Source organism: Peribacillus sp. NPDC060253 (assembly GCF_042727425.1).
Taxonomy (GTDB): Bacteria; Bacillota; Bacilli; order Bacillales; family DSM-1321; genus Peribacillus.
Map to the genome: position 1 here is coordinate 19,649 of NZ_JBHXAS010000006.1, position 24,304 is coordinate 43,952.

The 24,304-nt window shown below is 41.2% G+C and carries 17 protein-coding genes and 1 pseudogene; 17 read left to right on the forward strand and 1 reads right to left on the reverse strand.

The window, feature by feature from the left end; all coding sequences use genetic code 11:
- Both ACFWE9_RS02905 and ACFWE9_RS02910 read left to right on the forward strand, forming a co-directional pair.
- Positions 1-849, forward strand: a complete 849-nt coding sequence (locus ACFWE9_RS02905) for a VOC family protein (RefSeq protein WP_377355495.1) — start codon at positions 1-3, stop codon at positions 847-849.
- A 30-nt stretch (positions 850-879) separates the two neighbouring features.
- The gene (locus ACFWE9_RS02910; RefSeq protein ID WP_377355497.1) at positions 880-1,566 is read left to right on the forward strand and encodes an FMN-dependent NADH-azoreductase; all 687 of its coding nucleotides are present in this window, start codon (positions 880-882) and stop codon (positions 1,564-1,566) included.
- Between the two features lie 78 nt (positions 1,567-1,644).
- Here ACFWE9_RS02910 and ACFWE9_RS02915 read toward each other — a convergent pair whose 3' ends face one another.
- Positions 1,645-3,057, reverse strand: coding sequence for a sigma-54 interaction domain-containing protein (locus ACFWE9_RS02915; RefSeq protein WP_377355499.1), 1,413 nt, complete (start codon positions 3,055-3,057; stop codon positions 1,645-1,647).
- Between the two features lie 379 nt (positions 3,058-3,436).
- Between ACFWE9_RS02915 and pruA the strand changes: the two genes are divergently transcribed.
- The 15 genes and pseudogenes from pruA to ACFWE9_RS02985 all read left to right on the forward strand — a co-directional run bounded on the left by pruA (position 3,437) and on the right by ACFWE9_RS02985 (position 24,207).
- Positions 3,437-4,984, forward strand: coding sequence for an L-glutamate gamma-semialdehyde dehydrogenase (gene pruA / locus ACFWE9_RS02920; RefSeq protein WP_230161005.1), 1,548 nt, complete (start codon positions 3,437-3,439; stop codon positions 4,982-4,984).
- A gap of 17 nt (positions 4,985-5,001) precedes the next feature.
- On the forward strand, positions 5,002-6,195 hold the full coding sequence (locus tag ACFWE9_RS02925) for an ornithine--oxo-acid transaminase (protein WP_377355501.1): 1,194 nt from the start codon (positions 5,002-5,004) through the stop codon (positions 6,193-6,195).
- A 22-nt stretch (positions 6,196-6,217) separates the two neighbouring features.
- Complete coding sequence (locus ACFWE9_RS02930; RefSeq protein WP_230161008.1) at positions 6,218-7,483, forward strand: Glu/Leu/Phe/Val family dehydrogenase; 1,266 nt, start codon at positions 6,218-6,220, stop codon at positions 7,481-7,483.
- A 37-nt stretch (positions 7,484-7,520) separates the two neighbouring features.
- Complete coding sequence (locus tag ACFWE9_RS02935) at positions 7,521-7,775, forward strand: biotin/lipoyl attachment domain-containing protein (RefSeq protein ID WP_230161010.1); 255 nt, start codon at positions 7,521-7,523, stop codon at positions 7,773-7,775.
- Positions 7,776-8,074: 299 nt separating this feature from the next.
- Entirely contained in the window at positions 8,075-9,439 is a 1,365-nt protein-coding gene (locus tag ACFWE9_RS02940) for a sigma-54 interaction domain-containing protein (RefSeq protein WP_377355549.1), read from the forward strand.
- A 600-nt stretch (positions 9,440-10,039) separates the two neighbouring features.
- Positions 10,040-11,632 carry an amidohydrolase gene (locus ACFWE9_RS02945; RefSeq protein WP_377355503.1) on the forward strand — a complete coding sequence of 531 codons (1,593 nt, stop codon included), beginning with the start codon at positions 10,040-10,042 and terminating at the stop codon, positions 11,630-11,632.
- 575 nt (positions 11,633-12,207) lie between these two features.
- Positions 12,208-12,885, forward strand: coding sequence for a DUF975 family protein (locus tag ACFWE9_RS02950; protein ID WP_230161016.1), 678 nt, complete (start codon positions 12,208-12,210; stop codon positions 12,883-12,885).
- A 611-nt stretch (positions 12,886-13,496) separates the two neighbouring features.
- A pseudogene (locus ACFWE9_RS02955) lies at positions 13,497-14,731 on the forward strand (cytochrome P450).
- Between the two features lie 323 nt (positions 14,732-15,054).
- The gene (locus tag ACFWE9_RS02960) at positions 15,055-15,705 is read left to right on the forward strand and encodes a phosphatase PAP2 family protein (RefSeq protein WP_230161018.1); all 651 of its coding nucleotides are present in this window, start codon (positions 15,055-15,057) and stop codon (positions 15,703-15,705) included.
- Between the two features lie 73 nt (positions 15,706-15,778).
- Positions 15,779-16,393: a DedA family protein gene (locus ACFWE9_RS02965; RefSeq protein WP_230161020.1), complete on the forward strand. Its 615-nt coding sequence runs from the start codon at positions 15,779-15,781 to the stop codon at positions 16,391-16,393.
- Between the two features lie 180 nt (positions 16,394-16,573).
- Entirely contained in the window at positions 16,574-18,211 is a 1,638-nt protein-coding gene (locus tag ACFWE9_RS02970) for a spore germination protein (RefSeq protein WP_377355506.1), read from the forward strand.
- Entirely contained in the window at positions 18,201-19,424 is a 1,224-nt protein-coding gene (locus ACFWE9_RS02975) for a Ger(x)C family spore germination protein (protein WP_377355507.1), read from the forward strand. The genes ACFWE9_RS02970 and ACFWE9_RS02975 overlap by 11 nt, the downstream gene beginning before the upstream one ends.
- A gap of 21 nt (positions 19,425-19,445) precedes the next feature.
- Positions 19,446-20,564, forward strand: coding sequence for a GerAB/ArcD/ProY family transporter (locus ACFWE9_RS02980; RefSeq protein ID WP_377355509.1), 1,119 nt, complete (start codon positions 19,446-19,448; stop codon positions 20,562-20,564).
- A gap of 25 nt (positions 20,565-20,589) precedes the next feature.
- Complete coding sequence (locus ACFWE9_RS27120) at positions 20,590-20,814, forward strand: YczF family membrane protein (RefSeq protein ID WP_483878211.1); 225 nt, start codon at positions 20,590-20,592, stop codon at positions 20,812-20,814.
- Between the two features lie 171 nt (positions 20,815-20,985).
- Complete coding sequence (locus ACFWE9_RS02985; protein ID WP_377355510.1) at positions 20,986-24,207, forward strand: DEAD/DEAH box helicase; 3,222 nt, start codon at positions 20,986-20,988, stop codon at positions 24,205-24,207.
- Positions 24,208-24,304: the final 97 nt, after the last annotated feature.

The window sequence follows — 24,304 nt, forward strand, 5'->3', positions numbered from 1 at the left end:
ATGGATAAAAATTTTCATCAAAAACCAATTACTTTTGTTGGCGAAGTCAGTATAAATGTTTTGGATTTAAATAATGCCATCACGTTTTACCGAGATATCATTGGTCTTCAAGTATTGAAGAAAACCGACCGACAAGCTGTTTTGACGACAGATGGAAAAAACCCGTTGCTGACACTTGAGCAGCCTGCTGATGTGATTCCGAAAGAAGGGCGGACGACGGGCTTATATCACTTTGCCCTTTTGCTGCCAAGCCGTGCCGATTTATCGACTTTTTTGCGCCATTTACTTCAAACGAAATATCCATTTGGAGCGGGGGATCATGAAGTGAGTGAAGCGCTGTACATTACCGATCCGGATGGCAATGGCATTGAAGTATACTCTGACCGGCCATCCACTGATTGGAGATGGTCCGATGGGGAAGTCGCAATGGGCACGGATCCGTTGGATGGGAATGACCTGCTGAAAGAAAGCGATGGTGAGTGGAGCAAACTGCCTGCAGGTACTCTAATGGGGCATATACATCTGCATGTATCGGATTTACGGAAAACGGAGGAGTTTTACATGCAAGGTCTTGGGTTTACCGTTGTGAATCGATATGGAGGAGCGCTCTTTACTTCAACCGGCGGATATCATCATCACATTGGGTTGAACACATGGAATGGTGTTGGCGCTCCTGCTCCAAAGGAAAATAGTGTCGGGCTGAACTGGTATACCCTCGTTTTTGCAGATGAAGATGCGAGAAACAAAGTAACGGAGCAACTGAAAGGAATCGGAGCTGCCGTCACGGAAAAAGAAGGGTTTTTCGCCGTAACAGATCCATCTGGCAATGAGATTCATTTAGTCGTCTGAATTTAAAGCAGAAAGCAATGGGGAGGAAATATGGGATTTTTTAGTAGGTTATTTGGAAATAAAGAAGCCGCGACAGGGGAGAATGCAAAAATGACAAAAGTATTATTCGTTAAAGTGAACGATCGTCCTGCAGAACAAGCTATCAGCTCAAACATGTATGACACATTTTTAAAAGCATATAAAGAGACCCACCATACAGATGAAGTGATTGAGTTGGATTTATTTAAAGAGGACCTTCCTTACTACGGAAATACTGCCATTACTGGTTTGTATAAACGCAACCAAGGTCTTGAACTGACAGTTGAAGAAGAAAAAGCGGCCAATCTGGTTGATCGCTATTTAAATCAATTCCTTGCGATGGATAAAGTGGTATTCGCTTTCCCTTTATGGAACTCAACGGTTCCTGCACCGCTAATCACATATCTTTCCTATTTGGCACAAGCAGGTAAAATGTTCAATTATACAGCAGAAGGCCCAGTGGGGTATGCTGGTGATAAAAAGGTCATGCTATTGAATGCGCGCGGTTCGGATTATGCATTAGAAGGAATGGCTTCTGCTGAAATGGCTGTCAATTTAGTAAAAAATATCATTGGCTTGTGGGGAATCAACAATCCGGGCGTTGTGGTCATTGAAGGACATAATCAGTATCCTGATCGGACACAACAAATCATCGCGGATGGTTTGGAAAACGTTGTAAAAGCGGCTGAAACATTCTGATTACTAGGTTTTCAAAAATGGATATGCAAGCAAAGAGGGCCCTCCACATCTGTGGGGGGCCCGTCTTTTGGTAAGCCGTTATTTGACCTGATACTTTTTCAAACGGTATTGAAGACTTTGTCGGCTAATATTCAGGGCTTTTGCTGCTTGAGAGATATTCATGCCATGCTCCTTTAATATTTTCTCCAAGTATAGCTTCTCCGTATTAGCGATATAATCATCAAGAGATAAGGTAGTCTCCTGTAATTCTCCATTTGCAAGGTCATCTTTTTTATCAAAATGAGTGTCCTCCAAATGTGCTTTCTTTTTAAATAAAGTGGGAAGATGCGTAATGGAAATCTTTGTATCGTCCGGTTCCATTAAATTCATGGCCCCTTCGATGATATGTTCAAGTTCCCTTACGTTCCCTGGCCAATCATAATCATAAAAAAGGGAGTAGACCTCCTCGCTGATCCCTTCAATATTCAATTCGAACAGCGCATTGAATTTCTCGATGAATGATTGTGCCAGCAAAGGAATATCCTCTTTCCGTTCACGAAGAGGTGGGATGAATAACGATACGACGCTTAATCGATAATATAAATCCTTTCGTAAATGATCATTTGAAATGGCATCTATTGGATCTTCATTTATCGTTGCTATGACCCGTACGTCAATTTTTTTATCTTTTGTATCTCCAACACGGCGAATCGTCCTTTCTTGAAGGGCCCTTAATAATTTCGCCTGCATATTCGGATTTAAGGAATTGATTTCATCGAGAAGAATGGTCCCGCCTTGTGCCTGTTCGAATAAACCAGGCCTTTCAATCGATCCGGTGAAGGCCCCTTTCTTCGTACCAAAAAGAATTCCTTCAATAAGACTATCTGGAAGGGCAGCACAGTTCTGGCTAATGAAAGGATGTGTCGAACGACTGCTTCCATTATGGATGCTCTGGGCAAAGAGTTCTTTTCCCGTTCCCGTCTCCCCGACGATGAGGATGGAGGATGTAGTCCTGGTCGAACGCTTGCTTTTTTCAATGACTTCCAAGAAATTCTCACTGGTTCCAATGATGCTGTCAAACGTATATTTCGTATCGCCCTTATTCAAGATATTATCTTTAATGATTCTTTCAAGATTCGTTATATCCTTTGCCACTTCAATGGCTCCAATGATATTTTGGTTCTGATCCAAAATAGGAAACGTATTATTGATTGTTGTAATTTCTTGTCCGAGATTATTGAAGTAGGTCTGCTTCGAGTTTTCGGTTTTCCTTCCAGAATGAAGCGCCCGTATTAATGTGCTCTCCGTTTCTTCCTTGAATATAAAGATCTCGTGAATCTTTTTCCCTAATACCTCTTCTGAATCCATGCCTTCAATTTCAGCCATTTTCTTGTTATATACAATGGTTCGACCTTTGATATCGATTATATGTAACCCGATATCGATTACATCCACAAGTGAATGGAGGATGGTTTGGAAACCTTCTATTTTAACGATTTGATCTAAATACATGAATACCTCCCGTTTTTCATTTCATAGAGCTATTGTAGAGGAATTGAAGAAAAGGCGCAATTAAAATTTGCACAGCAAGATTATTTTGCATTAAAGTGCAAAAATATTTTGCGGAAAAAGTGAAATAACGTTGTTTTTTATGTTATTTCGGCTTGGCATGAATCTTGCATTAATAAAAAGTGTAAGGTTTAAGTGACAAAAATAGGGATTAGAGCAAAAAATAATGGCATTCTTTGTCTGTTTTGCCCCCAAAGTGCTGAATTTCATTGCATATTTCAAAAAATAACAATATTTTTTCGAAAAAATGAAAAGTTGGCACGGAACTTGCTTATTAAATAAGTGTGAAATAAAAACATAAACTTTAGGGAGATGAGCCATAATGGTCCAAACATATAAACACGAACCATTTACTAATTTTAAAATCGAAGAAAACAATAAATCTTTTCAAGCGGCATTGAATGATGTAGCTAATGATTTAGGGAAGAAATACCCGCTAGTCATTAATGGTGAAAAAGTGTTCACTGATGAAGTCATTACCTCTGTAAACCCAGCAAATAAAGAAGAAGTTATTGGAACCGTGTCCAAAGCAAATAAAGATCTTGCTGAGCAAGCCATGCAAGCGGCAGATAAGACATTCCAAACTTGGAGAAAAACGAAAGCGGAGGTCCGGGCAAATATTTTATTCAGGACTGCAGCCATCGTTCGCAGAAGAAAACATTATTTCTCGGCTCTATTGGTTAAAGAGGCAGGAAAGCCTTGGAATGAAGCGGATGCAGATACAGCGGAAGCGATCGACTTCATGGAATATTACGCTCGTCAAATGCTGAAGCTTAAAGACGGCATGCCAGTGGAAAGCCGCCCGATTGAACACAATGCTTTCACCTATGTTCCACTTGGTGTCGGTGTCATCATCTCACCATGGAATTTCCCGTTTGCGATCATGGCAGGCATGACGACGGCAGCACTTGTTTCAGGTAATACAGTCTTATTGAAACCAGCCAGTACAACACCGGTTATTGCAGCTAAATTCATTGAAGTGTTGGAAGAAGCGGGCTTACCTGCAGGCGTTGTGAACTTCATTCCAGGAAGCGGTGCTGAAGTTGGCGATTATTTGGTAGATCATCCCCGTACACGTTTCATCAGCTTTACAGGATCTCGTGATGTTGGAATCCGTATTTATGAGCGTGCGGCAAAAGTTCATGAAGGTCAAATCTGGTTGAAGCGTGTCATCGCTGAAATGGGCGGTAAAGATACAATCGTTGTTGATAAAGAGGCTGATCTGGAATTGGCGGCACAATCAATCGTCGCTTCTGCTTTCGGATTCTCCGGTCAAAAATGTTCTGCTTGTTCACGTACCGTCGTAGTGGAAGATGTATATGACCAAGTCTTGAATCGTGTCATTGAATTAACGAAAGAAAAAACAGTCGGGGAACCAACAGATTTAAACAACTTCATGGGGCCGGTCATCGACCAAGCAGCTTACGACAAAGTCATGAGCTATGTTGAAATCGGTAAAAAAGAAGGGAAACTTGTTGCAGGTGGAGAAGGAGACAATTCAAAAGGTTTCTTCATCCAGCCAACGATCATTGCCGATGTAGATGAGAATTCACGTGTCATGAAAGAAGAGATTTTCGGGCCAGTGGTTGCGTTCTGTAAGGCAAAAGATTTCAATCATGCAATCGAGATTGCCAATAACACGGATTATGGGTTAACAGGTGCGGTCATCTCGAACAATATTGAACATATCGAACAAGCACGTGAGGATTTCCACGTAGGGAACTTGTACTTCAATCGTGGTTGTACTGGTGCCATTGTAGGATACCAGCCATTCGGCGGATTCAATATGTCAGGTACAGATTCAAAAGCAGGCGGTCCTGATTATTTAGTTCTGCATCTTCAAGGAAAAACAACATCTGAAACGCTATAATTTTAGGGGGAATCAACATGACAACAGTAACGGAAAAATTAATCGAGCAAACGGAACAATATGGTGCAAACAATTATAATCCACTTCCAATCGTCATTTCGAAGGCAGAAGGAGTTTGGGTGGAAGATCCTGAAGGAAACAAATATATGGATATGCTAAGTGCCTATTCAGCAGTGAATCAAGGCCACAGACATCCGAAAATCATCGAAGAATTAAAAAAACAAGCTGATCGCGTAACGTTAACGTCCCGTGCGTTTCATAGTGATAAATTAGGCCCATGGTATGAAATGGTTTCCCGTCTTACGCAAAAAGATATGGCACTGCCGATGAATACGGGTGCTGAAGCCGTTGAAACTGCAATCAAGGCAGTTAGGCGCTGGGGTTATGATGTTAAAGGAATCGCTGAAAACCAAGCGGAAATCATTGCTTGTATAGGAAATTTCCATGGCCGTACAATGGCAGCTGTATCCTTGTCGTCTGATGAAGAATATAGAAGAGGCTTTGGACCGATGTTACCGGGAGTCAAACTAATCCCTTATGGCGATCTTGATGCATTGAAAGCAGCAATTACACCGCAAACGGCTGGATTCTTAATCGAACCGATCCAAGGTGAAGCGGGAATCATCATACCACCACAAGGATTTTTAAAAGAAGCTTTTGAACTATGTAAAGAAAATAATGTTCTATTCGTTTCAGATGAAATTCAATCAGGACTTGGACGTTCAGGAAAAATGTTCGCCTCTGACTGGGATGGAGTAGTTCCGGATATGTACATTTTAGGCAAGGCGCTTGGCGGTGGGGTTTTCCCAATCTCTTGCGTAGCTGCAAACCGTGAAATCCTTGGTGTATTCAACCCGGGTTCACATGGTTCGACATTCGGTGGTAATCCATTGGCGTGTGCGGTTTCCATCGCTTCATTGGAAGTTCTTGAAGATGAGAAATTGGCAGAACGTTCATTAGAGCTAGGACAATATTTCATGGACAGTTTAAAAGAAATCAATAATCCTATGATTAAAGATATTCGTGGAAGAGGCTTATTTATTGGATTGGAATTAACTGAAGCGGCAAGACCTTATTGTGAAAAACTAAAAGAAGAAAAATTACTGTGTAAAGAAACACATGATACAGTTATCCGCTTTGCTCCGCCGCTAGTGATCACTAAAGAAGAGCTAGATTGGGCAATCGAACGTATTAAAAGAGTTTTATCCTAATATCCCTATGAGGTGAATTCCATTGAGTACAACAATCAAAGAAGAAAAAGAAACTGCCAGCTTGCTTGAATCAACACAGATCGTCATCAAGGAGGCGCTGGATAAGCTTGGTTATTCTGAAGAAGTGTTCGAGCTTTTGAAAGAACCTCTTCGCATGCTGACCGTCCGGATTCCAATTAAAATGGATGACAATACGACGAAGATATTCACTGGATATCGAGCCCAGCACAATGATGCTGTGGGTCCTACAAAAGGCGGAATCCGCTTTCACCCTGAAGTCGATGAGGAAGAAGTAAAGGCACTTTCGATGTGGATGAGTTTAAAATGTGGGATTGTGAATCTGCCATATGGCGGAGGAAAAGGTGGCATTATCTGTGACCCGCGCCAAATGTCCATGGGTGAATTAGAAAGGCTTAGCCGCGGGTATGTCCGTGCGATTAGCCAAATAGTGGGGCCGACTAAAGATATTCCGGCCCCGGATGTTTATACAAATTCTCAAATCATGGCATGGATGATGGATGAATACAGTAGAATAAGAGAATACGATTCTCCTGGTTTCATTACAGGTAAACCACTGGTACTTGGCGGTTCACACGGTAGGGAAAAGGCAACTGCACAAGGTGTCACGATTTGTATCGAGGAAGCGGCAAAGCGTAAAGGCATAGAACTAAAAGGTGCACGGATCATCGTCCAAGGATTTGGGAATGCAGGAAGCTTTTTAGCCAAATTCATGCATGATGCAGGTGCGAAAGTGATTGGCATTTCGGATGCATATGGTGCCATATATAACCCGGATGGCCTTGATATCAATTACTTACTTGATAAAAGGGATAGCTTTGGAACGGTTACGACACTATTCGAAAACAAAATCACCAATCAAGAGCTTTTGGAACTAGATTGTGATATTTTAGTGCCTGCCGCAATTTCCAATCAAATCACCAAAGAAAATGCACATCTTATCAAAGCCGAAATTGTCGTGGAGGCAGCGAATGGACCAACTACTTTAGAGGCAACCAAGATCTTGACGGAACGCAATGTGCTTCTTGTTCCAGATGTATTGGCAAGTTCAGGCGGTGTGACTGTTTCTTACTTTGAATGGGTTCAGAATAACCAGGGTTATTACTGGGAAGATGAAGAAGTCCAAGCCAAATTAAAAGCGTTATTGGTCAGCTCATTTAATCAAGTCTATGATATGGCAGAGACAAGAAATGTGAACATGAGGCTTGCGGCATATATGGTGGGTGTCAGAAAAATGGCAGAAGCCTCGATATTCCGTGGCTGGGTATAAGCTTTAGCCAAATAATGGGGAGTGGAGGAGTGATTCCGTGTTAAAACCGATTCATGCCATCGAGTGTGCTCATGATGGGACCATCGAACAAGTTTACGTTCAAAAGAATTCCTATGTTTATGAATGGGAGAGGCTCTTTTTAGTAAAAACAGAAGATGGGAAGTTGATTGATGTTTCAATAGGTGCCAGTGGTCACATTACTGAAATTAATGTCACGGCAGGGGATCCTATAAATAGAAAGCTCCCTTTAGCTTTGCTCCAAGACGATTTTGTTATAACTGGCTCTGATTGATTATAGAAAAGAGGGTGTTCCAAATGCGGAGGCTATTCTGCTTTTGGGATGCTCTTTTTTTTGCTGTTTGAATGGGGAAACGAGAGTACCAGGAAAAAGTTTGAAAAGAAAAGGCGCTCTGTTTCATGGTAAAATAGAATGAATTGGGCTATGCACCTTTGTGCCTTTTTCGCGGTTCCCTACTATTCTCATGAGTAAGCCAGGCCGTTCCAATTAAGCAGCTGAAAGTGTATGACTAATCGACGGGACTACTCTGGCTTTGAAATACGTAAAGTGATAGGAGGCTCAGAAGGGTGAATATGAATGCTGATAAATTCAGGCGGTTAGCCGATTTTGATAATGTTTTGGTTGTTGATGACAAAGGGATGATCATTTTTTATGATATGGCAGATTTAAATGTTCTTAAAGAGCTAGGGATAAGGCCGGAGGAATTCATGGGGAAGAATGTGACTTCCTTTTATAAAAACATCACCTACGAAAACAGTACGTTGATGAATGTGTTAAGGACGGGAAAACCGTTATGTAACTTAAAACAAAAAATGATCACTAAAACGGGAGAGGTCATTGAAACGATCAATTCCACATTTCCGATTGCCGAAAACGATAAAATCATTGGGGCCGTTGAATTCTCCAAACGCTTCTTTTCAAAGGATGCCATCCAATACTTGGACAAATACTCGAGCCATAAGATCTTCAGAAGAAATAATACGGTCTATACAGTCGATGATATTATCACGGTTAATCCTAAAATGGAAAGCATAAAAAATAAACTTGGAAGAATTGCTCTAACGACCTCGAATGTCCTGATCGTTGGGGAAACGGGTACAGGGAAAGAACTTATCGCCCAGGCCATCCATAATTTAAGCGATCGATTTGGAAAGCCCTTTATTTCACTTAACTGCAGTGCAGTTCCTTCTAGTTTATGGGAAAGTACGTTGTTTGGCACGAATAAAGGGAGCTTCACTGGGGCGGAAGACATGCCGGGGCTATTTGAACAGGCGGATGGCGGAACTTTATTCTTGGATGAAATCAACTCCTTGGATATGAACCTTCAGGTGAAGCTTCTAAAGGCCATTGAAGAAAAAACAATCAGGAGAGTGGGCGGTAAGAAAAATATCCACTTGGACATAAGGGTGATTTCAGCAACGAATGAGGTTCCGGATATATTACTTGCGGAGAAACGGTTGCGGGAAGATCTATTTTATCGGATTGGGGTTGTGCAAATTGACCTGCCAAGCTTAATGGAAAGAAAAGAGGATATAGAAGTCCTTGTTGACCATTATCTGAATTTTTATAACAATGCGATGAATATATATATTAATGGTGTTCAAGATGACGTGCTGGATTGTTTCAAAAGGTACCCATGGCCAGGCAATATCCGTGAGTTGAAGAACGCTGTGGAAACGGCATATAATCATGTTCAGTCCAATCGAATCACTTTGGATGATATTCCAGGAAGAATCAGGGATTATGAAGAGGCTCCAATGGCTTACGTTAAGAGTCTGAATGTTGATTCTTTAAAAGATGCTGTTCAGGAATATGAAAAAGAGATCATTGTACGTCAATTGAAAAATTCGGATGGAAAAATTGCTGAATCTGCCAGACAGTTGGGCATATCAAAACAATTATTAAAATACAAGATGGAAAAACATAAATTACGGTAAAAAAATTTTCACTTTAGGAGGGAAAAATTTCATCCCTTCTATCAATGGATTTGTAAAATTCCTATCATAATAAAGGGGTCCCCATTCTTTCTGGTTAATAGAATGGGGACCCTTTATGCCTTGCGTGCAGTGTTTTTTAGGCAGTACCTTCATTTCTTTAAAGAAATAATTAAAATATCGTTAAAATTGGCAGAGGAATTGCAATGATAAATATAAAGGGCGAAGGAACCTACTACGGTATTTCATCGACGGGTTTCAATGAATGATACATGTTAAAAAAAGAGGTGAAAGGATGAATACAAACAACATAGTGCGTGACAGACCTGATATTTCCTCCGACGATCGGACTTGTGCCATGGTCTGAAGGGCCTCTGATGCTAGTGGGTTTGGTTGTTAATGGTTTTGGTTGAATGAAATATGGACATGTTTGATAGATGGGGAATAATCATTTTTGTTAAATTCTAATAGGGTCAAAAGGGGGAATTCCGCCTTTTACTTTTTGATAGGTCTAAAGTTATTAGATAAAATATGCAATACATAAGGCGGTAACTTAGCATATTAAGAAAGTTGCGATGGACAAGTAAATAATGGAGGGCTTCTATGACAAAGACCATTTATACGAATGGAAAGATTTATACACTAGATGTAAACCACCCTAAGGTTGAAACGGTAGTAGTTGAGAACGGAAGGTTTGTAGATGTCGGCTCTCACAAAGAAATGGTATTGCAATGGGGCAGGGCAGAGACAAACATCATTGATTTACAAGGAAAGACGGCTACTCCTGGACTGATAGATAGCCACCTTCATCTTTCAGGTGTTGCTTTCAATTTTTTAGATCTTAATTTAAATGGTGTTACATCTAAAAGAGAAATGTTAGATAAGATAAAAGTAAAGGCAATGACGCTTTCCCCCGGAAAATGGTTACTTGGAATGGGATGGGATGAGAATTTATTTGATGACAAAAGTATGATTCCGACTATGGCTGAATTAGATTTTGTAGCACCGCATTGTCCTGTATTTTTGAAAAGGATATGTCACCATGCTTTTTTAGTAAATAGCAAAGCCCTGGAAATGAGCGGCTATCATTCAGCAATCGAGGTTCCGCTGGGAGGAAGCGTTGTTTTGGATCATAAAAAAAATCCTACTGGATTACTTCTTGAATCAGCCTCAAATCTTATTACGGCCTCTATTCCTGGAAAAACGTATGAGGAATTAAAATGCGGGCAGGAGCTAGCGATGAAATATGCTGTGAAAAACGGTTTAACAAGTGTACATACAAATGATCCTTTATATATTGGCGGTTTGGATCAGACATATAAGATATATGATGAGTTAATAAATCAAGAAAGAAAAGGATTGCGGTGCAATCTCCTTATAGACTATCCGTTTCTTGACCAATTGAAAGAAAGGGGGATGTATACGGGTTATGGAAATGAGAAGTTGCAAATAGGGGCAATCAAAATGTTTGCAGATGGAGCTTTAGGGAGAAGAACCGCCTTGCTTTCTGAACCTTATAATGATGCACCGGGAGTATATGGGGAGGCGATGCATGATCAAGCCACCCTTTACAATATGGTAAAAGAGGTAAGAAATCACAAGATGCCAATTGCCATGCATACAATTGGTGATCAAGCCTTGGAAAATATTTTAGAAGTACTTGAACAACTTCCAAAAGTAAAGTATCGTGATCGATTAATCCATTTGTCCGTCATTCGTAAGGATTTAATTCAGAGACTGTCGGATCCTAGCAGGATTGCAGACATACAACCAAGATTTGTAGTTAGTGATTACCCCTGGGTGAAAGAAAGAATCGGTGAGAAACGTGAAGCGAATCTATATGCTTGGAAAACGCTGCTTTCTTCAGGTGTGTTGTGTGCAGGCGGATCAGATGCGCCAGTTGTACCTGTTAATCCACTACTCGGCATTCATGCATCGATTACTAGAAGAGACCCTTCACAGTCCAAAGGAGGATGGAATGAAAATGAAAAGATATCCATGATGGATGCTATTAGGTTGTTTACGATTGGCGGGGCATATGCAACAAATGAAGAACATCTAAAGGGGACAATAACGAGAGGGAAATTAGCAGATATGACGGTCTACTCGAACGATCTTTTTTCAATGGAAAATCCGGACGATCTATTACGGACAAAAGTTGAAATGACAATTATTGATGGTGAAGTAAACTCATAATAAAGACTATTGGAGATAATGAAATAAATAGCAAAATAAAAGGAATTGGATGCATGAATATTGAACAGAGGATTCCTTGCATTATGATTAAAAAACACCTTTGCTGCATGTACTTTTCATCATTGTACATTCAACGAAGGTGTTTTTTATTTGAAAGGAATTCTAACTAGATTTATAGCGCGTTTATCTGCGGTGTTCACTTTGAGTGAGCGATGGTTTCAATTAACATTTTTGGCATTGTTAAAAGTTTGGGAGAGCATTGTGACTGAAGTAATAGCTGGCATATTGTCATATGCCCTTTCATAAACTATTAGGGGATACAAACAAGCAAAGAATTATTCATTGCACTGATGGGAGGTGATCATTGGTTGCTTGAAACAAAGATTCTATTGCTTTAAAGATGTTTTGTGTGGGCATTCTAGGAAAATAAGCCCACGCCTAGTAATATTATGTTAAAATACAACATGAGATTTAAATATCAAATAAATAGTGGATTTTCTGAATTCATCCATATTTAAATGAATATGGAAATATTCTGAATTCATCCATTTAAAAAAGGGGAGTTAAATTATAGTATGAGAATCTCAGAGATAAAAAGGAAAGCCCTTCATTCGTTAAAAGGTAAATGGGGTGTAGCCGTTTCGCTTATGCTGCTCTTGTTTTTGATCAATGTCATTTTACCTTTAATCATTGAAGTGATCGCAAGCGGTGGGTTTACACAATGGTTCATGGAGGATGAAACACCGTTATGGTCTAATATTTTCGGAACGGTACTTTCCATCGTATTAATTCCGTTGACTATAGCAACCACGTGGTTTTACCTGAATTTGGTCAGGGAAGGAAATCCTGAAATTACAGAGGTATTCGCGATCTATAAGGACGGAAAAACCTCTTTTAAGCTGATTGGGGGATCGATTTTACAAGCTATTTTCATATTTTTATGGTCATTATTATTAATCATTCCGGGTATCATCAAAAGCTTGGCCTATTCGCAGATGTTTTTCTTATTGAGGGATCATCCAGAATACACCGTGCTTGAAGCCATTACTGAAAGCAGAAAAAGAATGAAAGGTTTGAAATGGAAGTATTTCCTTTTGAATCTAAGCTTCATAGGTTGGGGCATTCTTTGTATGTTCACGCTGGGAATTGGCTTACTATGGTTGATTCCTTATATCGGAACAACACTGGCCGCATTTTATAATGAATTAATTGTGCCTCAAGATGATTCTGACAACGAACAAATAGAAGCATAAACGCTCGGCCGATAGCAAAGTTGCTATCGGTTTTTTTATTGTTAGTATCTCGCATTCAGTCATATAAGAGAAAGACAGTATTGTAGACTATTTAAAGTTTGGAACGAACCCAAGTGAGGCCTTTGACTTTTACTCATAACTCTCCACCATTGCAGGAGTCTCGTACCTTCCATTCCAATCAACTTTGTTTTAACAGTTAGATAGAACTCGTATTGTTTACAAAATGACGGCTGTATGTGCAGCCGTTTTTCTAGGAAGTTGAGGTAAAAAAACTATACTAAAATAACTTGTTGGAAAGCCCTGTTTCCGAATTGAAAAAGAAGATTGGATTTTAAGCATCAATTGAAAGACATAAAAAAAATAGAAAAAGAAAGGGAATTGTAAAAAATAAGCAGTTTTACATAGGGTTGATGGGATACGGTCCATTTATGGGGCAAATTTCATGTTGGGTTGCTGGTATGGAAGATGCATGGTCTGTTGCGGATTTTTACCCTATAATGGAATAGTTGTGTATTTTAGGATTTGGTGAAAAAGTCTATCGGGTATGCTCGACCCTATAACAGATCGACGGAGATGGTGTTAGGTATCTTTGAGAAGTGGGAGGAGTCGGTATCATGAAAGAAGTTATTGCAGTAAAAGAAATTACTAATTTTAAAACACGGGTGGAGGAATTTAGTCCATACGCTTGGTGTAAACGGATGTTACAAAATGACCCCGTGAGTTATCACGAAGGAACGGATACGTGGAATGTTTTTAAATATGAAGATGTGAAGCGGGTTCTCAGTGATTATAAACATTTTTCAAGTGTTCGGAAACGGACTACTATATCGGTTGGAGCGGATAGTGATGAAGGTTCTATTCCTGAAAAGATCCAAATCACTGAAGCTGATCCACCTGACCATAGAAAACGCCGTTCACTGCTGGCCGCAGCATTCACACCTAGAAGTCTTCAAAACTGGGAACCTCGCATTCAGGAAATTGCAGATGAATTGATTGGACAAATGGATGAGGAAAAGGAAATCGATATTGTGCAATCATTGGCGAGTCCGCTTCCGATCATTGTCATGTCGGATTTGATGGGCGTTCCCTCGAAAGATCGTTTATTGTTTAAGAAATGGGTAATATCTTATTCCTTCCTTTTGATAAAGAAAAACAAGAAGAAGTAAATGAATTGAAGCAAGTGGCAGCAAAAGAATACTATCAGTATTTGTATCCAATTGTTGTGCAAAAACGATTAAATCCGGCAGATGATATCATCTCAGATCTATTGAAGTCAGAAGTGGATGGGGAAATGTTTACGGATGATGAGGTTGTCCGGACGACCATGCTGATTTTAGGAGCAGGGGTCGAGACCACCAGTCATTTACTGGCCAATAGCTTTTATTCCCTGCTATATGATGACAAAGAAGTTTATCAAGAGTTACATGAAAACCTGGATTTGGTTCCGCAGGCGGTCGAAGAAATGCTACGTTTTCGATTCAATCTTATTAAATTGGATCGCACCGTACAGGAAGATAACGATCTATTGGGAGTGGAATTGAAAAAAGGGGATAGCGTGGTTGTTTGGATGAGCGCAGCTAATTTGGACGAAGAGATGTTCGAAGATCCCTTCACCCTTAATATCCACCGTCCTAATAATAAGAAACATCTAACCTTCGGAAATGGTCCACATTTCTGCCTGGGGGCGCCGCTTGCCAGACTGGAAGCAAAGATTGCGCTTACTACATTCCTGAAGAAATTCAAGCATATTGAAGCGGTGCCATCGTTCCAGTTAGAAGAGAATCTTACCGATTCAGCGACCGGGCAAACATTGATATCACTACCGCTAAAGGCATGCCGTATGTAAAAAACGAAAAAACCTTGTGCACTAACCTGCATAAGGTTTTTTTCGTTTTTGTAGGGACGCTTGGCAAACATGCTGAATGGTATGAGTTAAATCAAATGGATGTTCCTGCCACTCCCTGAACCATTCGACAATGAATCTATAGTAACCTGAAGTTGAGGTGACAATGACGAATAGAGTAGTATGGAAAAGTGGAAGATTTGTGCTATGTTCTCTGGGTGAGGGCGGCGGGCGATGAAGCATTTACATACACCCTGAAATGAAGAAGATAGGATAAAATCGAAATTTCCATATGAAGCGGTTTTCAAAAGTGAAAGGATGTTATTATGAATTTAAAGCTACAATTAACCATTGCCTTTATTATAAGTGTGTTTTCTTTAATCGGGTTCAGTTTCATGGCATTTACCATCAGTGCGCATGAATACCTGAAATTTGATCGCGAGGTGATTTCCTTTGTACAAGGATTGGAGTCACCCTTATTAACGACCATCATGAAGTTCTTTACATCCATAGGTTCTACCGCTTCCTTGATCATTCTTTCTTTGTTCATTTTGTTTTTCTTATATAAGGTATTGAAGCATCGATTGGAACTAGTCTTATTCTGTGTTGTCATGGTTGGCTCACCTCTCCTCAATTTGATGGTTAAACTTTTCTTTCAACGCGCCCGGCCCGATTTACATCGTCTCATCGATATAGGGGGTTACAGTTTCCCTAGTGGACATGCCATGAATGCTTTCTCTTTATACGGTATACTCACATTTCTGCTATGGCGGCACATAACGGCTAGGTGGGGAAGGATTCTATTGATTTTGTTCAGCACGATGATGATCCTCTCAATAGGAATAAGTCGGATATACTTGGGGGTTCATTATCCTAGTGATATCATCGCTGGATATTTTGCGGGTGGATTTTGGATTGCGGTTTCCATTTGGTTTTTCCAAAAGCATCAGGAACGTCGGAAGAACAAAGATATTTAATAGAGATGCAGATATTATATTACAAGGTAAGCAGTTAATCAGCAGGTGTTCAATACAGTTAGGAGCGTGTTAAATGGAAAACTGGATTACGGAATTCATGAATGATTTTGGGTATATCGGAATTTTTCTATTAATAGCATTGGAGAATATTTTCCCGCCAATCCCTTCAGAGGTCATTCTAACCTTTGGCGGTTTCATGACGACAACCGCGAATATGACGATTACCGGCGTCGTGATCGCTTCGACTCTGGGGTCAGTGGCAGGGGCAGTCGCCCTATATGGGATTGGATTACTGATTGATGTAAAAATAATTGAAAAGTTCGTGGATAGATGGGGGCACATTTTCAGGTTAACGGTATCGGACGTCCATAAGGCGAATTCATGGTTCGATAAGTACGGTGCATGGACCGTGTTTTTCTGCAGACTCGTTCCGCTGATCAGAAGCTTGATCTCGATTCCAGCAGGCATGTCGCATATGAGCTTTTGGCTATTTTTGCTATACACGACATCCGGAACGTTAATATGGAACATTATTTTAGTTAATATCGGGGCAGCTGTTGGGTCTTCTTGGGAAGATATCGTAGGGTATATGGACATTTATTCAAACATCGTTTATGCAATATTGGCATTGCTATTCATACTTTTCGTTGTTTTGATTTTTAGAAGGAATAAAGACAAAGTGAAATAATCTTAGGTTAGTTGATTGGGACGTACGAATGCTACTTTCCCTACATAACCGAATTTAACCTTTGAAGGCTGTCACCGTGACAGCCTTTTTCTTATGTGATGAATAAGGATGGACTCTAGAATAAAGGGGATATGCTTTGGATAAAATGAGTGAAACGAAAAAGGAATGAGGTTCGGTGCTATGGCTTCTTTTTTCAAACAAAAGAGACAAGTGAAGCAACGTGAAAAGAAAAAGGAAGATACAGGTCAATCCAAAAGCAAAACGCCTGATTATATTGATAGTTCCATTTCAGCCAATCTGGAAAAAGTGAAGAAAAAGACGGGAAACAGTCCGGACATCATTATCCGAACGTTGAAAATCGGCCAAAATCCGGAGATAAAAACAACTATTTTGTATGTACAGGGTCTGATTGATAATCCAAGCGTTACGGACTTTTTAATTGAATCCATCATGAAAAATCCTCATCTATCAGAAAAAATCCTTCCGCAAGAAGCATTGGATGTCATTTCTGAAGAAGTGGTTTCTCTCGGTGGGGTAGAAACGGTCAAGGACTGGGAAAAACTATTTTTGTCCTTATTATCAGGGGACAGCATCATATTCGTTGACGGGATAAACATCGCTTTGGTAGCCAGTACAAAAGGGGGAGAACGTCGTTCTATTCAGGAACCGAGCACCCATTTGACTGTCCGGGGATCAAGAGAAGGGTTTACGGAATCGAATGCAACGAACATTGCCATGTTACGCCGCATCATCAACAGTCCGAATTTATGGATTGAGTCGATGAAAATAGGCACGGTGACAAAAACGGACGTTTCCATCATGTATATAAATGGAATTGTCAAGGAAGGGATTGTCGAGGAGGTCAAGAAGCGCTTAAATCGAATTAACATCGATAGCATTCTTGAATCAGGATATATTGAACAATTGATAGAAGACCAGGTCATGACCCCATTCCCGACCCTTAACCATACGGAAAGACCTGATATGGTCGCAGGAAATCTTCTGGAAGGAAGAGTGGCGATATTCGTTAATGGAACGCCTTTCGTCTTGGTGGCCCCGGCAATATTCGTACAGTTTTTTCAATCTGTCGAAGACTACTATAATCGCTTCGACATTGCTTCTGCCACACGTTTTTTACGGATCATCGTTTTCATTATTTCTATAGTCGGACCGGCTCTCTATGTTGCAGCCACGACTTTTCATCAGGAAATGATCCCAACGAAGTTGCTGGTCATTGTAGCGGCCCAAAGGGAAACGGTTCCTTTGCCTGCCGTCGTTGAAGCGCTTCTCATGGAAATGACCTTTGAAATATTACGGGAAGCAAGTCTTCGGATGCCAAAGGCTGTTGGTTCGACCATGTCCATTGTCGGAGCATTGGTCATCGGGCAGGCGGCTGTCCAGGCTGGTATCGTATCGCCGGCAATGGTCATCATCGTCTCGATCACGGCGATTGCCAGTTTTGCAACTCCTTCTTATTCCATAGCCATATCTGCCCGCATTGTGCGGTTCGGATTCATCATTTGTGCCGGCACTCTAGGTTTTTATGGGATGATTTTAGCCTTTATCGTCCTTATTGTCCATTTATGCAGCCTGCGTTCACTTGGAGTTCCTTATATGACACCGCTCGCCCCTCTGAATCCGGAAGGGTTGGGCGATACATTCTTCAGAAGACCTATGTGGGCCTTTAAGGAAAGGCCAAAATTTTTAACCAACGAAAATAATCTGATAAGGGAAGGCGAAAATCAAAGACCCCTGCCTCCTGAATCGCGTGGAATGAAAACTTCTGACGAGAAAAAAGGTGAAGGCAATGAATCGTAAACGTTTAGTCCTGCTCTTGGTGTTGATCTGCACTACATTCACTTCCGGCTGTTGGGATAAAACGGAGTTAAACGAAATGGCCATCGTCTCGGCAGTTGGACTCGATAGAAATAAAGAAGGAAAGTTAGTGGGAACTTTCCAAATCATTAATCCAGGCAATGTAGCGGGAGCTCTTCAGGGCGGCGGCGGAACAAATCCACCGATATCCATTTATAGGGCCACCGGAGATAATGTGCTTGAACTGGATAGTATCGCTTCAACGAAAATCTCGCGAGATATGTATTTTGCCCATGCCAACCTGATTGTCATAGGTGAGGAACTAGCAAAAGAAGAGGGCCTCAACGATATTTTCGACGCATTTGAGCGCTCACCGGAATTCAGGGCAACTACGAGGATCGTGATTGCCCGGGGTGTGAAAGCAAGGGATATTGTCGAAACGTTAACCGCAATCGATAAGGTAACTGCTGAGAAAATCATTAGGACGATTGAAATCACTGAAAAAATTCAGGGGAAAAATATTAGCATTAATCTCCAAGAAGTGATCAAGAATCTGCTTAGTACCGGAAAAGAACCGATAATAAGTGGTTTTACCGTGAAAGGAAACACAGGTAAAGAAGATAAAATGGAGAATACCCAGTCTTCGGATATTGAGGCAAACCCTAATGCAGCGGGAATTGGTGTTTTTAAAGATGGAAAATTGATTGACTGGCTGGATGGCGATATGGCAATAGGGTCAATGTGGGTATTGGATAGGATCGAAAATACCCATTTAAACATTGATTGGGAGGGTAAAAAAGAAGCAATCACCTATTCGGTTATTCGCCAAAAAACCAACGTCGGAGCAAAATTGGTAAACGGCAAACCGAAAATATCGATAAAGGTCCGTGCAGAAGGAGATATCCGGGAGGTGAATGTTCCTGTGAATCTAACCGATACGCATGTTCTGATTGATATTGAAAAGAAGTTAGCGAAAGAATTGAAGAAGGAGATGGAAGATGCGATCGTTCGGGCACAGAAAAATAAAGCCGATATTTTTGGCTTTGGGGAGCTCATGCACGAATCCCATCCGAAAGAATGGAAGAAACTAGAGAAAAACTGGGACGACGATACTTTTCCTAAACTGGAAGTAGATGTGCAGGTAGAAACTTTCATTCGCCGTACCGGAATACGTAATAAGCCATATATTTCAAATTTAAAAAAGAAAGATCAATAATGGAAAGGAAGTGGCATTCTCATGGAAAAGGCAAAAATCAGCGGTTACCAGCTGTTCGTCCTTATTTTCCTGTTTGAAATGGGCAGTGCACTTTTGGTTCCGCTTGCAGGTGAAGCCAAGCAGGCTGCTTGGCTAGTCATCCTTATTGCGATGATAGGCGGATTTTTATTATTTTTCATTTATTATGGCCTTTTTCAATACTACCCTGATCAGCTGTTAACAGAGTTTGTAAAACATATATTGGGGAATTTTCTAGGCAGGATCGTAGCTTTTCTATACATCCTTTATTTCATCTATCTTGCTGCAAGGGTGCTGAGGGATTTCGGAGATACACTGCTTACTTTTGCCTATCCTCAAATTCCGTTATTTGTTGCGAACGGTGTATTCATTTTAGTCGTGGTGTATACGGTCCGTAAAGGGATAGAAGTATTGGTGAGGACGGGGGAACTATTCTTTGTCTTGGAGAATTTACTTTTAATGACCTTTATGCTTCTGATTATTGCTTCAGGCATGATCCATTTAAACAACTTAAAACCCATTTTTGAAATCAGCGGGACAGAGATGATGAAAATGGGTTTCACTAAAACCGTATTCTTTCCATTTGGCGAGATCATAGTGTTTTTAATGATTTTTCCTTATTTGAACGAACCTCAGCGACTGAAAAAAATTGGGATAGGGGGCTTGGCGACAAGCGGTATTTGTCTCACGATAATAATGGCTGTGAATATTGCTGTACTGGGTGTGGACCTTACAACACGTTCGCAATACCCTCTTCTTACCCTCATTCAGTCAATAGAGGTCGCTGGCTTTCTTGAACGTCTCGATGTGTACTTCTTGTTTTTGTTGATGATTGGCGGGTTCATCAAGATAAGTGTATTTACTTATGTAGCGGTAACGGGTACGGCGAATGTTTTCAATGTTAAACAGCCCTCCAGACTTGCATACCCTGTTGGCATGGTCATTTTATTGATTTCGATTATTATGGCAAGCAGCTATACGGAACATATCCATGAAGGGCTAGATGCCGTACCAAATTACATCCATCTGCCATTTCAGGTGATCATCCCGTTGCTTCTCTTGATCATTGCCTTTTTTAAGAATCGAAAAAAAAGGAAGACAAGCACCAAAAAAAGTTCCTAAAAGGTGGAATTGATGAGAAATGAAAATGTTTGGTATTACAGTTTTGATCCTAGCCCCTTTAGTGGTCATATCTTTAGGTATGGATATATTATTGGGATTTGATTTGGATAATTCAATAAAGCATGCCTTTAACCCATTTTTGGTGAAGGACCCCGCTGAACTTATCCTTTTTCTCATTCTTCTTGCATTCCTTATGTTCAGCTTCTTTTATCGAAAAAAAAAGAAAGGCAACACCAAAGGACAACAATGATGGTGCAAATTCCCCTTGCTGAAATAGAGATGAACTCCGAATATGGGAGTTTGTCTTTTTGCTTTTTTACAACCCCGTAAACCCATTTCATAGTATGATGATAAAATGAGCTTACTTTTCAGCGGAATGTAAAATCACTCAACAACAAAACCCCGGGAGGAGGACGGCAATTTGGATATCAAGTTGAATCAAAAAATCATAAAAGACATGTGCGGGGCCGTCTCCTTCAAAAGAGGGGAAGCTTTTCATCGTGCCAATAAAGTGACATTTGAAAGTTACCAGCCTGATGGTTGTGAAGCAACGGTTAAAGGAAAGGAAGACTTCCATGTCAAGATCGAAGTGGATGCTGTCGGCGGATTTCAGACGAAATGCAGCTGTCCTACGCTAGCTTCCTTCCATCGCGATTGCCAGCATATTGCAGCCGTCCTGCTGTCGGTTTACGACCATCAGCAAGATGGAACGATCCCTGAAGGCCTGCATGCACCCGGTTCTGATGCTTCAGCCAATAAGAAGTTGTCAGAGGGCTTACTGACCCTTTTCAATAATCAGCCTGTACGCAAAAGCGGTCATCAGCGCCACTTTGAAAACAGGCAGATGCTTGAAGCAGAATTTACGTGTAAACCAGTCTGGATGGGAACGGAACAATATATGTTAGGACTGGAAATGAAAATCGGTTCTTTCAATGTGTCGAATGTCCGAGATTTCCTGAAGCGAGTTAAAGAAGGAAAGCCTGCCCAAGTGTCCCTTTCATTTATATATGACCCTGTATTGCATTGTTTTCAGAATGAAAATGATTCTGTGCTTCAGGAGCTCATTACAGTGATATCGGATGAAAAAGTCTATGTTGACGCCCTGACGGATAAATCTGAATATACATTGGACAACCACTTATTACTTTTGCCTCCATCTTCTTTTCGAAAGCTTGTACCCATCCTTGAAAGAGCGCCAGTGGTGAAGCTTGCCTATGGTGGCCTTACATTCAATGGCTTTCGTTTAGCAAACGGACCGCTTCCTTTACAGTTTGACTTTACTGAAAGCGAGGGCAAAGGTTATCAACTGAAAATTAAAAGGTTGCACGAGATGATTGTCATGAATACATACACATTGGTTCTATTTGAAGGGAAACTGGTTCAGCTCGAAAATGAGGATTTCCAACGCCTTTCAGAGTTAAAGCAAATGATGGAGGATTCGGGGATGAATCAAATTCCAATCCATCATGACCAGCTGGAACTATTTCTGGACAAAGTGGTACCAGGTTTGAAAAGACTCGGTGAAGTCCAGATAGCAAGGTCCATCACCGAATTGTTTTTGAAGACACCGCTGGTTGCAAAGCTATACTTGGATCGAGTGAATAACAGGCTGCTTGCGGGGCTGGAATTCCATTATGAAAATATCGTGATCAACCCTTTGGAAAAACAGGAATCCAAGGCAGTCTCCATGATTATAAGGGATGTTGAGAAGGAGGCGGAGATTTTACAGCTGATGGAGGATAGCCAGTTTGCCAAGACGGACGGCGGCTATTTCTTGCATAACGAAGAGTTGGAGTATGAGTTTTTGTACCACATCGTTCCGAAACTCCAGAAGCTTGTACAAATTTATGCCACGACCGCTGTAAGAAACCGGATTTCCCGTGGGAATGCTGCACCGCGCATTAGGGTGAAAATTAAAAAAGAACGTACTAATTGGCTCGAATTCAAATTTGAGATAGATGATATCCCAGATAAACAAATACGTGAGGTCTTAGCAGCGCTTGAAGAAAAGAGGAAATACTATCGTTTAAGGAATGGATCGCTGCTCTCCCTTGAAACAAGGGAATACGAGGAAATCAATCGTTTTCTGAATGCACTGCCCGTACAGGATGAAGACCTGGAAAGCACGCTGAACATGCCAATCGTAAAAGGGCTGCAGCTCCTTGATTCCGTTAATGACAGCCAGACATTCACAATGGAGGAATCATTCCGTCAGTTCTTGGAAAACATCAAGAATCCGAGCGGCTTGGAGTTCATCGTGCCAGGGAGTCTAGAACCGATATTGCGCGATTATCAAATAAACGGCTACAAATGGATGAAAATACTTGCCGAGTACGGATTTGGCGGGATACTTGCAGATGATATGGGCTTGGGGAAAACACTGCAAAGCATCACGTTCATTTTATCCGAGCTGCCTGACATCCGTAAGAAAAAGCTTCCGGCACTGATTGTCTGTCCATCATCATTAACCTACAATTGGCTGAGCGAATTCACTAAATTCGCTCCTGATATACAAGCCGTCGTCGTAGATGGCAACAAGTCAGAAAGGACAAAGCTGCTGAAGGAAGCAATGGAAGTGGATGCTGTGATCACCTCTTATCCGCTGCTCCGGAAGGACATCTCGTGGTTTGAAAAAAGGGACTTCCATACGGTGTTTTTTGATGAGGCACAAGCCTTTAAGAACCCTGTAACACAAACGGCACGAGCGGCCAAGAAGATAAAAGCGACACATCGCTTCGCGCTAACGGGTACGCCTATAGAGAATTCACTAGAAGAGCTGTGGTCCCTTTTCCACGTCGTCTTTCCTGAACTATTCATGGGGTTAAAGGAGTATAGTAACCTCTCTAGGAAGAAGATTTCCCGTAGGATCCGTCCATTTTTGCTGCGGAGGATGAAAGAGGACGTACTATCCGAACTTCCGGATAAAATCGAGTCGCTGGAATCGATGGAACTGCTTCCTGATCAGAAGAAACTGTATGCTGCCTATCTGGCGAAGCTGCGGCATGATACACTGAAGCACCTTGACAAGGATACCCTTCGGAAAAATCGGATCAGGATCCTCGCTGGCTTGACCCGGCTCCGGCAGATTTGCTGTCACCCCGCCTTGTTTGTGGACGGTTATAAAGGCAGCTCAGCGAAATATGAGCAACTGATGCAAATTGTTGAGGAATCAAAGCTTTCTGGAAGACGCGTATTGATTTTCTCGCAGTTTACAAAAATGCTGCAAATCATAGGTAGAGATTTAGCTAGTAAGGGACAGTCCTTTTTCTACTTGGATGGACAAACACCATCAAAGGAACGTGTGGAAGTCTGCAATCGGTTTAATGCCGGAGAACGTGATGTATTCCTGATTTCATTGAAGGCTGGCGGTACGGGTCTCAATCTAACGGGTGCCGATACAGTCATTTTATATGACCTTTGGTGGAATCCGGCAGTGGAGGAGCAGGCTGCAGACCGTGCTCATCGAATGGGGCAGAAGAACGTGGTTCAGGTCATCAAACTTGTTGCCCGGGGCACAATCGAAGAAAAAATGAATGAGCTGCAAGAGAAAAAGAGGCATTTGATCGAAGAAATCATCGACCCTGGAGATAAGCCGTCATCTGCACTTACAGAAGAGGATATTAGGGAAATCTTGATGATATAAGGGAGGGGCAATTTTTCATATGCTGTCGTATTAGTTACATCGATTTGGCTCGCATCCTATCGATTGAAAGAGCACCTCATGTCAGCCCGAAAAGGCC

Bases quoted from the DNA above. Each gene is read 5' to 3' on its own strand.
- ACFWE9_RS02925 (WP_377355501.1), top strand. From the start codon at position 5,002: ATGACAACAGTAACGGAAAAATTAATCGAGCAAACGGAACAATATGGT.
- ACFWE9_RS02910 (WP_377355497.1), top strand. From the start codon at position 880: ATGGGATTTTTTAGTAGGTTATTTGGAAATAAAGAAGCCGCGACAGGG.
- ACFWE9_RS02940 (WP_377355549.1), top strand. From the start codon at position 8,075: ATGAATGCTGATAAATTCAGGCGGTTAGCCGATTTTGATAATGTTTTG.
- ACFWE9_RS02980 (WP_377355509.1), top strand. From the start codon at position 19,446: ATGGAAAAGGCAAAAATCAGCGGTTACCAGCTGTTCGTCCTTATTTTC.
- ACFWE9_RS02975 (WP_377355507.1), top strand. From the start codon at position 18,201: ATGAATCGTAAACGTTTAGTCCTGCTCTTGGTGTTGATCTGCACTACA.
- ACFWE9_RS02950 (WP_230161016.1), top strand. From the start codon at position 12,208: ATGAGAATCTCAGAGATAAAAAGGAAAGCCCTTCATTCGTTAAAAGGT.
- pruA (WP_230161005.1), top strand. From the start codon at position 3,437: ATGGTCCAAACATATAAACACGAACCATTTACTAATTTTAAAATCGAA.
- ACFWE9_RS02905 (WP_377355495.1), top strand. From the start codon at position 1: ATGGATAAAAATTTTCATCAAAAACCAATTACTTTTGTTGGCGAAGTC.
- ACFWE9_RS27120 (WP_483878211.1), top strand. From the start codon at position 20,590: ATGTTTGGTATTACAGTTTTGATCCTAGCCCCTTTAGTGGTCATATCT.
- ACFWE9_RS02945 (WP_377355503.1), top strand. From the start codon at position 10,040: ATGACAAAGACCATTTATACGAATGGAAAGATTTATACACTAGATGTA.
- ACFWE9_RS02965 (WP_230161020.1), top strand. From the start codon at position 15,779: ATGGAAAACTGGATTACGGAATTCATGAATGATTTTGGGTATATCGGA.
- ACFWE9_RS02915 (WP_377355499.1), bottom strand. From the start codon at position 3,057: ATGTATTTAGATCAAATCGTTAAAATAGAAGGTTTCCAAACCATCCTC.
- ACFWE9_RS02970 (WP_377355506.1), top strand. From the start codon at position 16,574: ATGGCTTCTTTTTTCAAACAAAAGAGACAAGTGAAGCAACGTGAAAAG.
- ACFWE9_RS02960 (WP_230161018.1), top strand. From the start codon at position 15,055: ATGAATTTAAAGCTACAATTAACCATTGCCTTTATTATAAGTGTGTTT.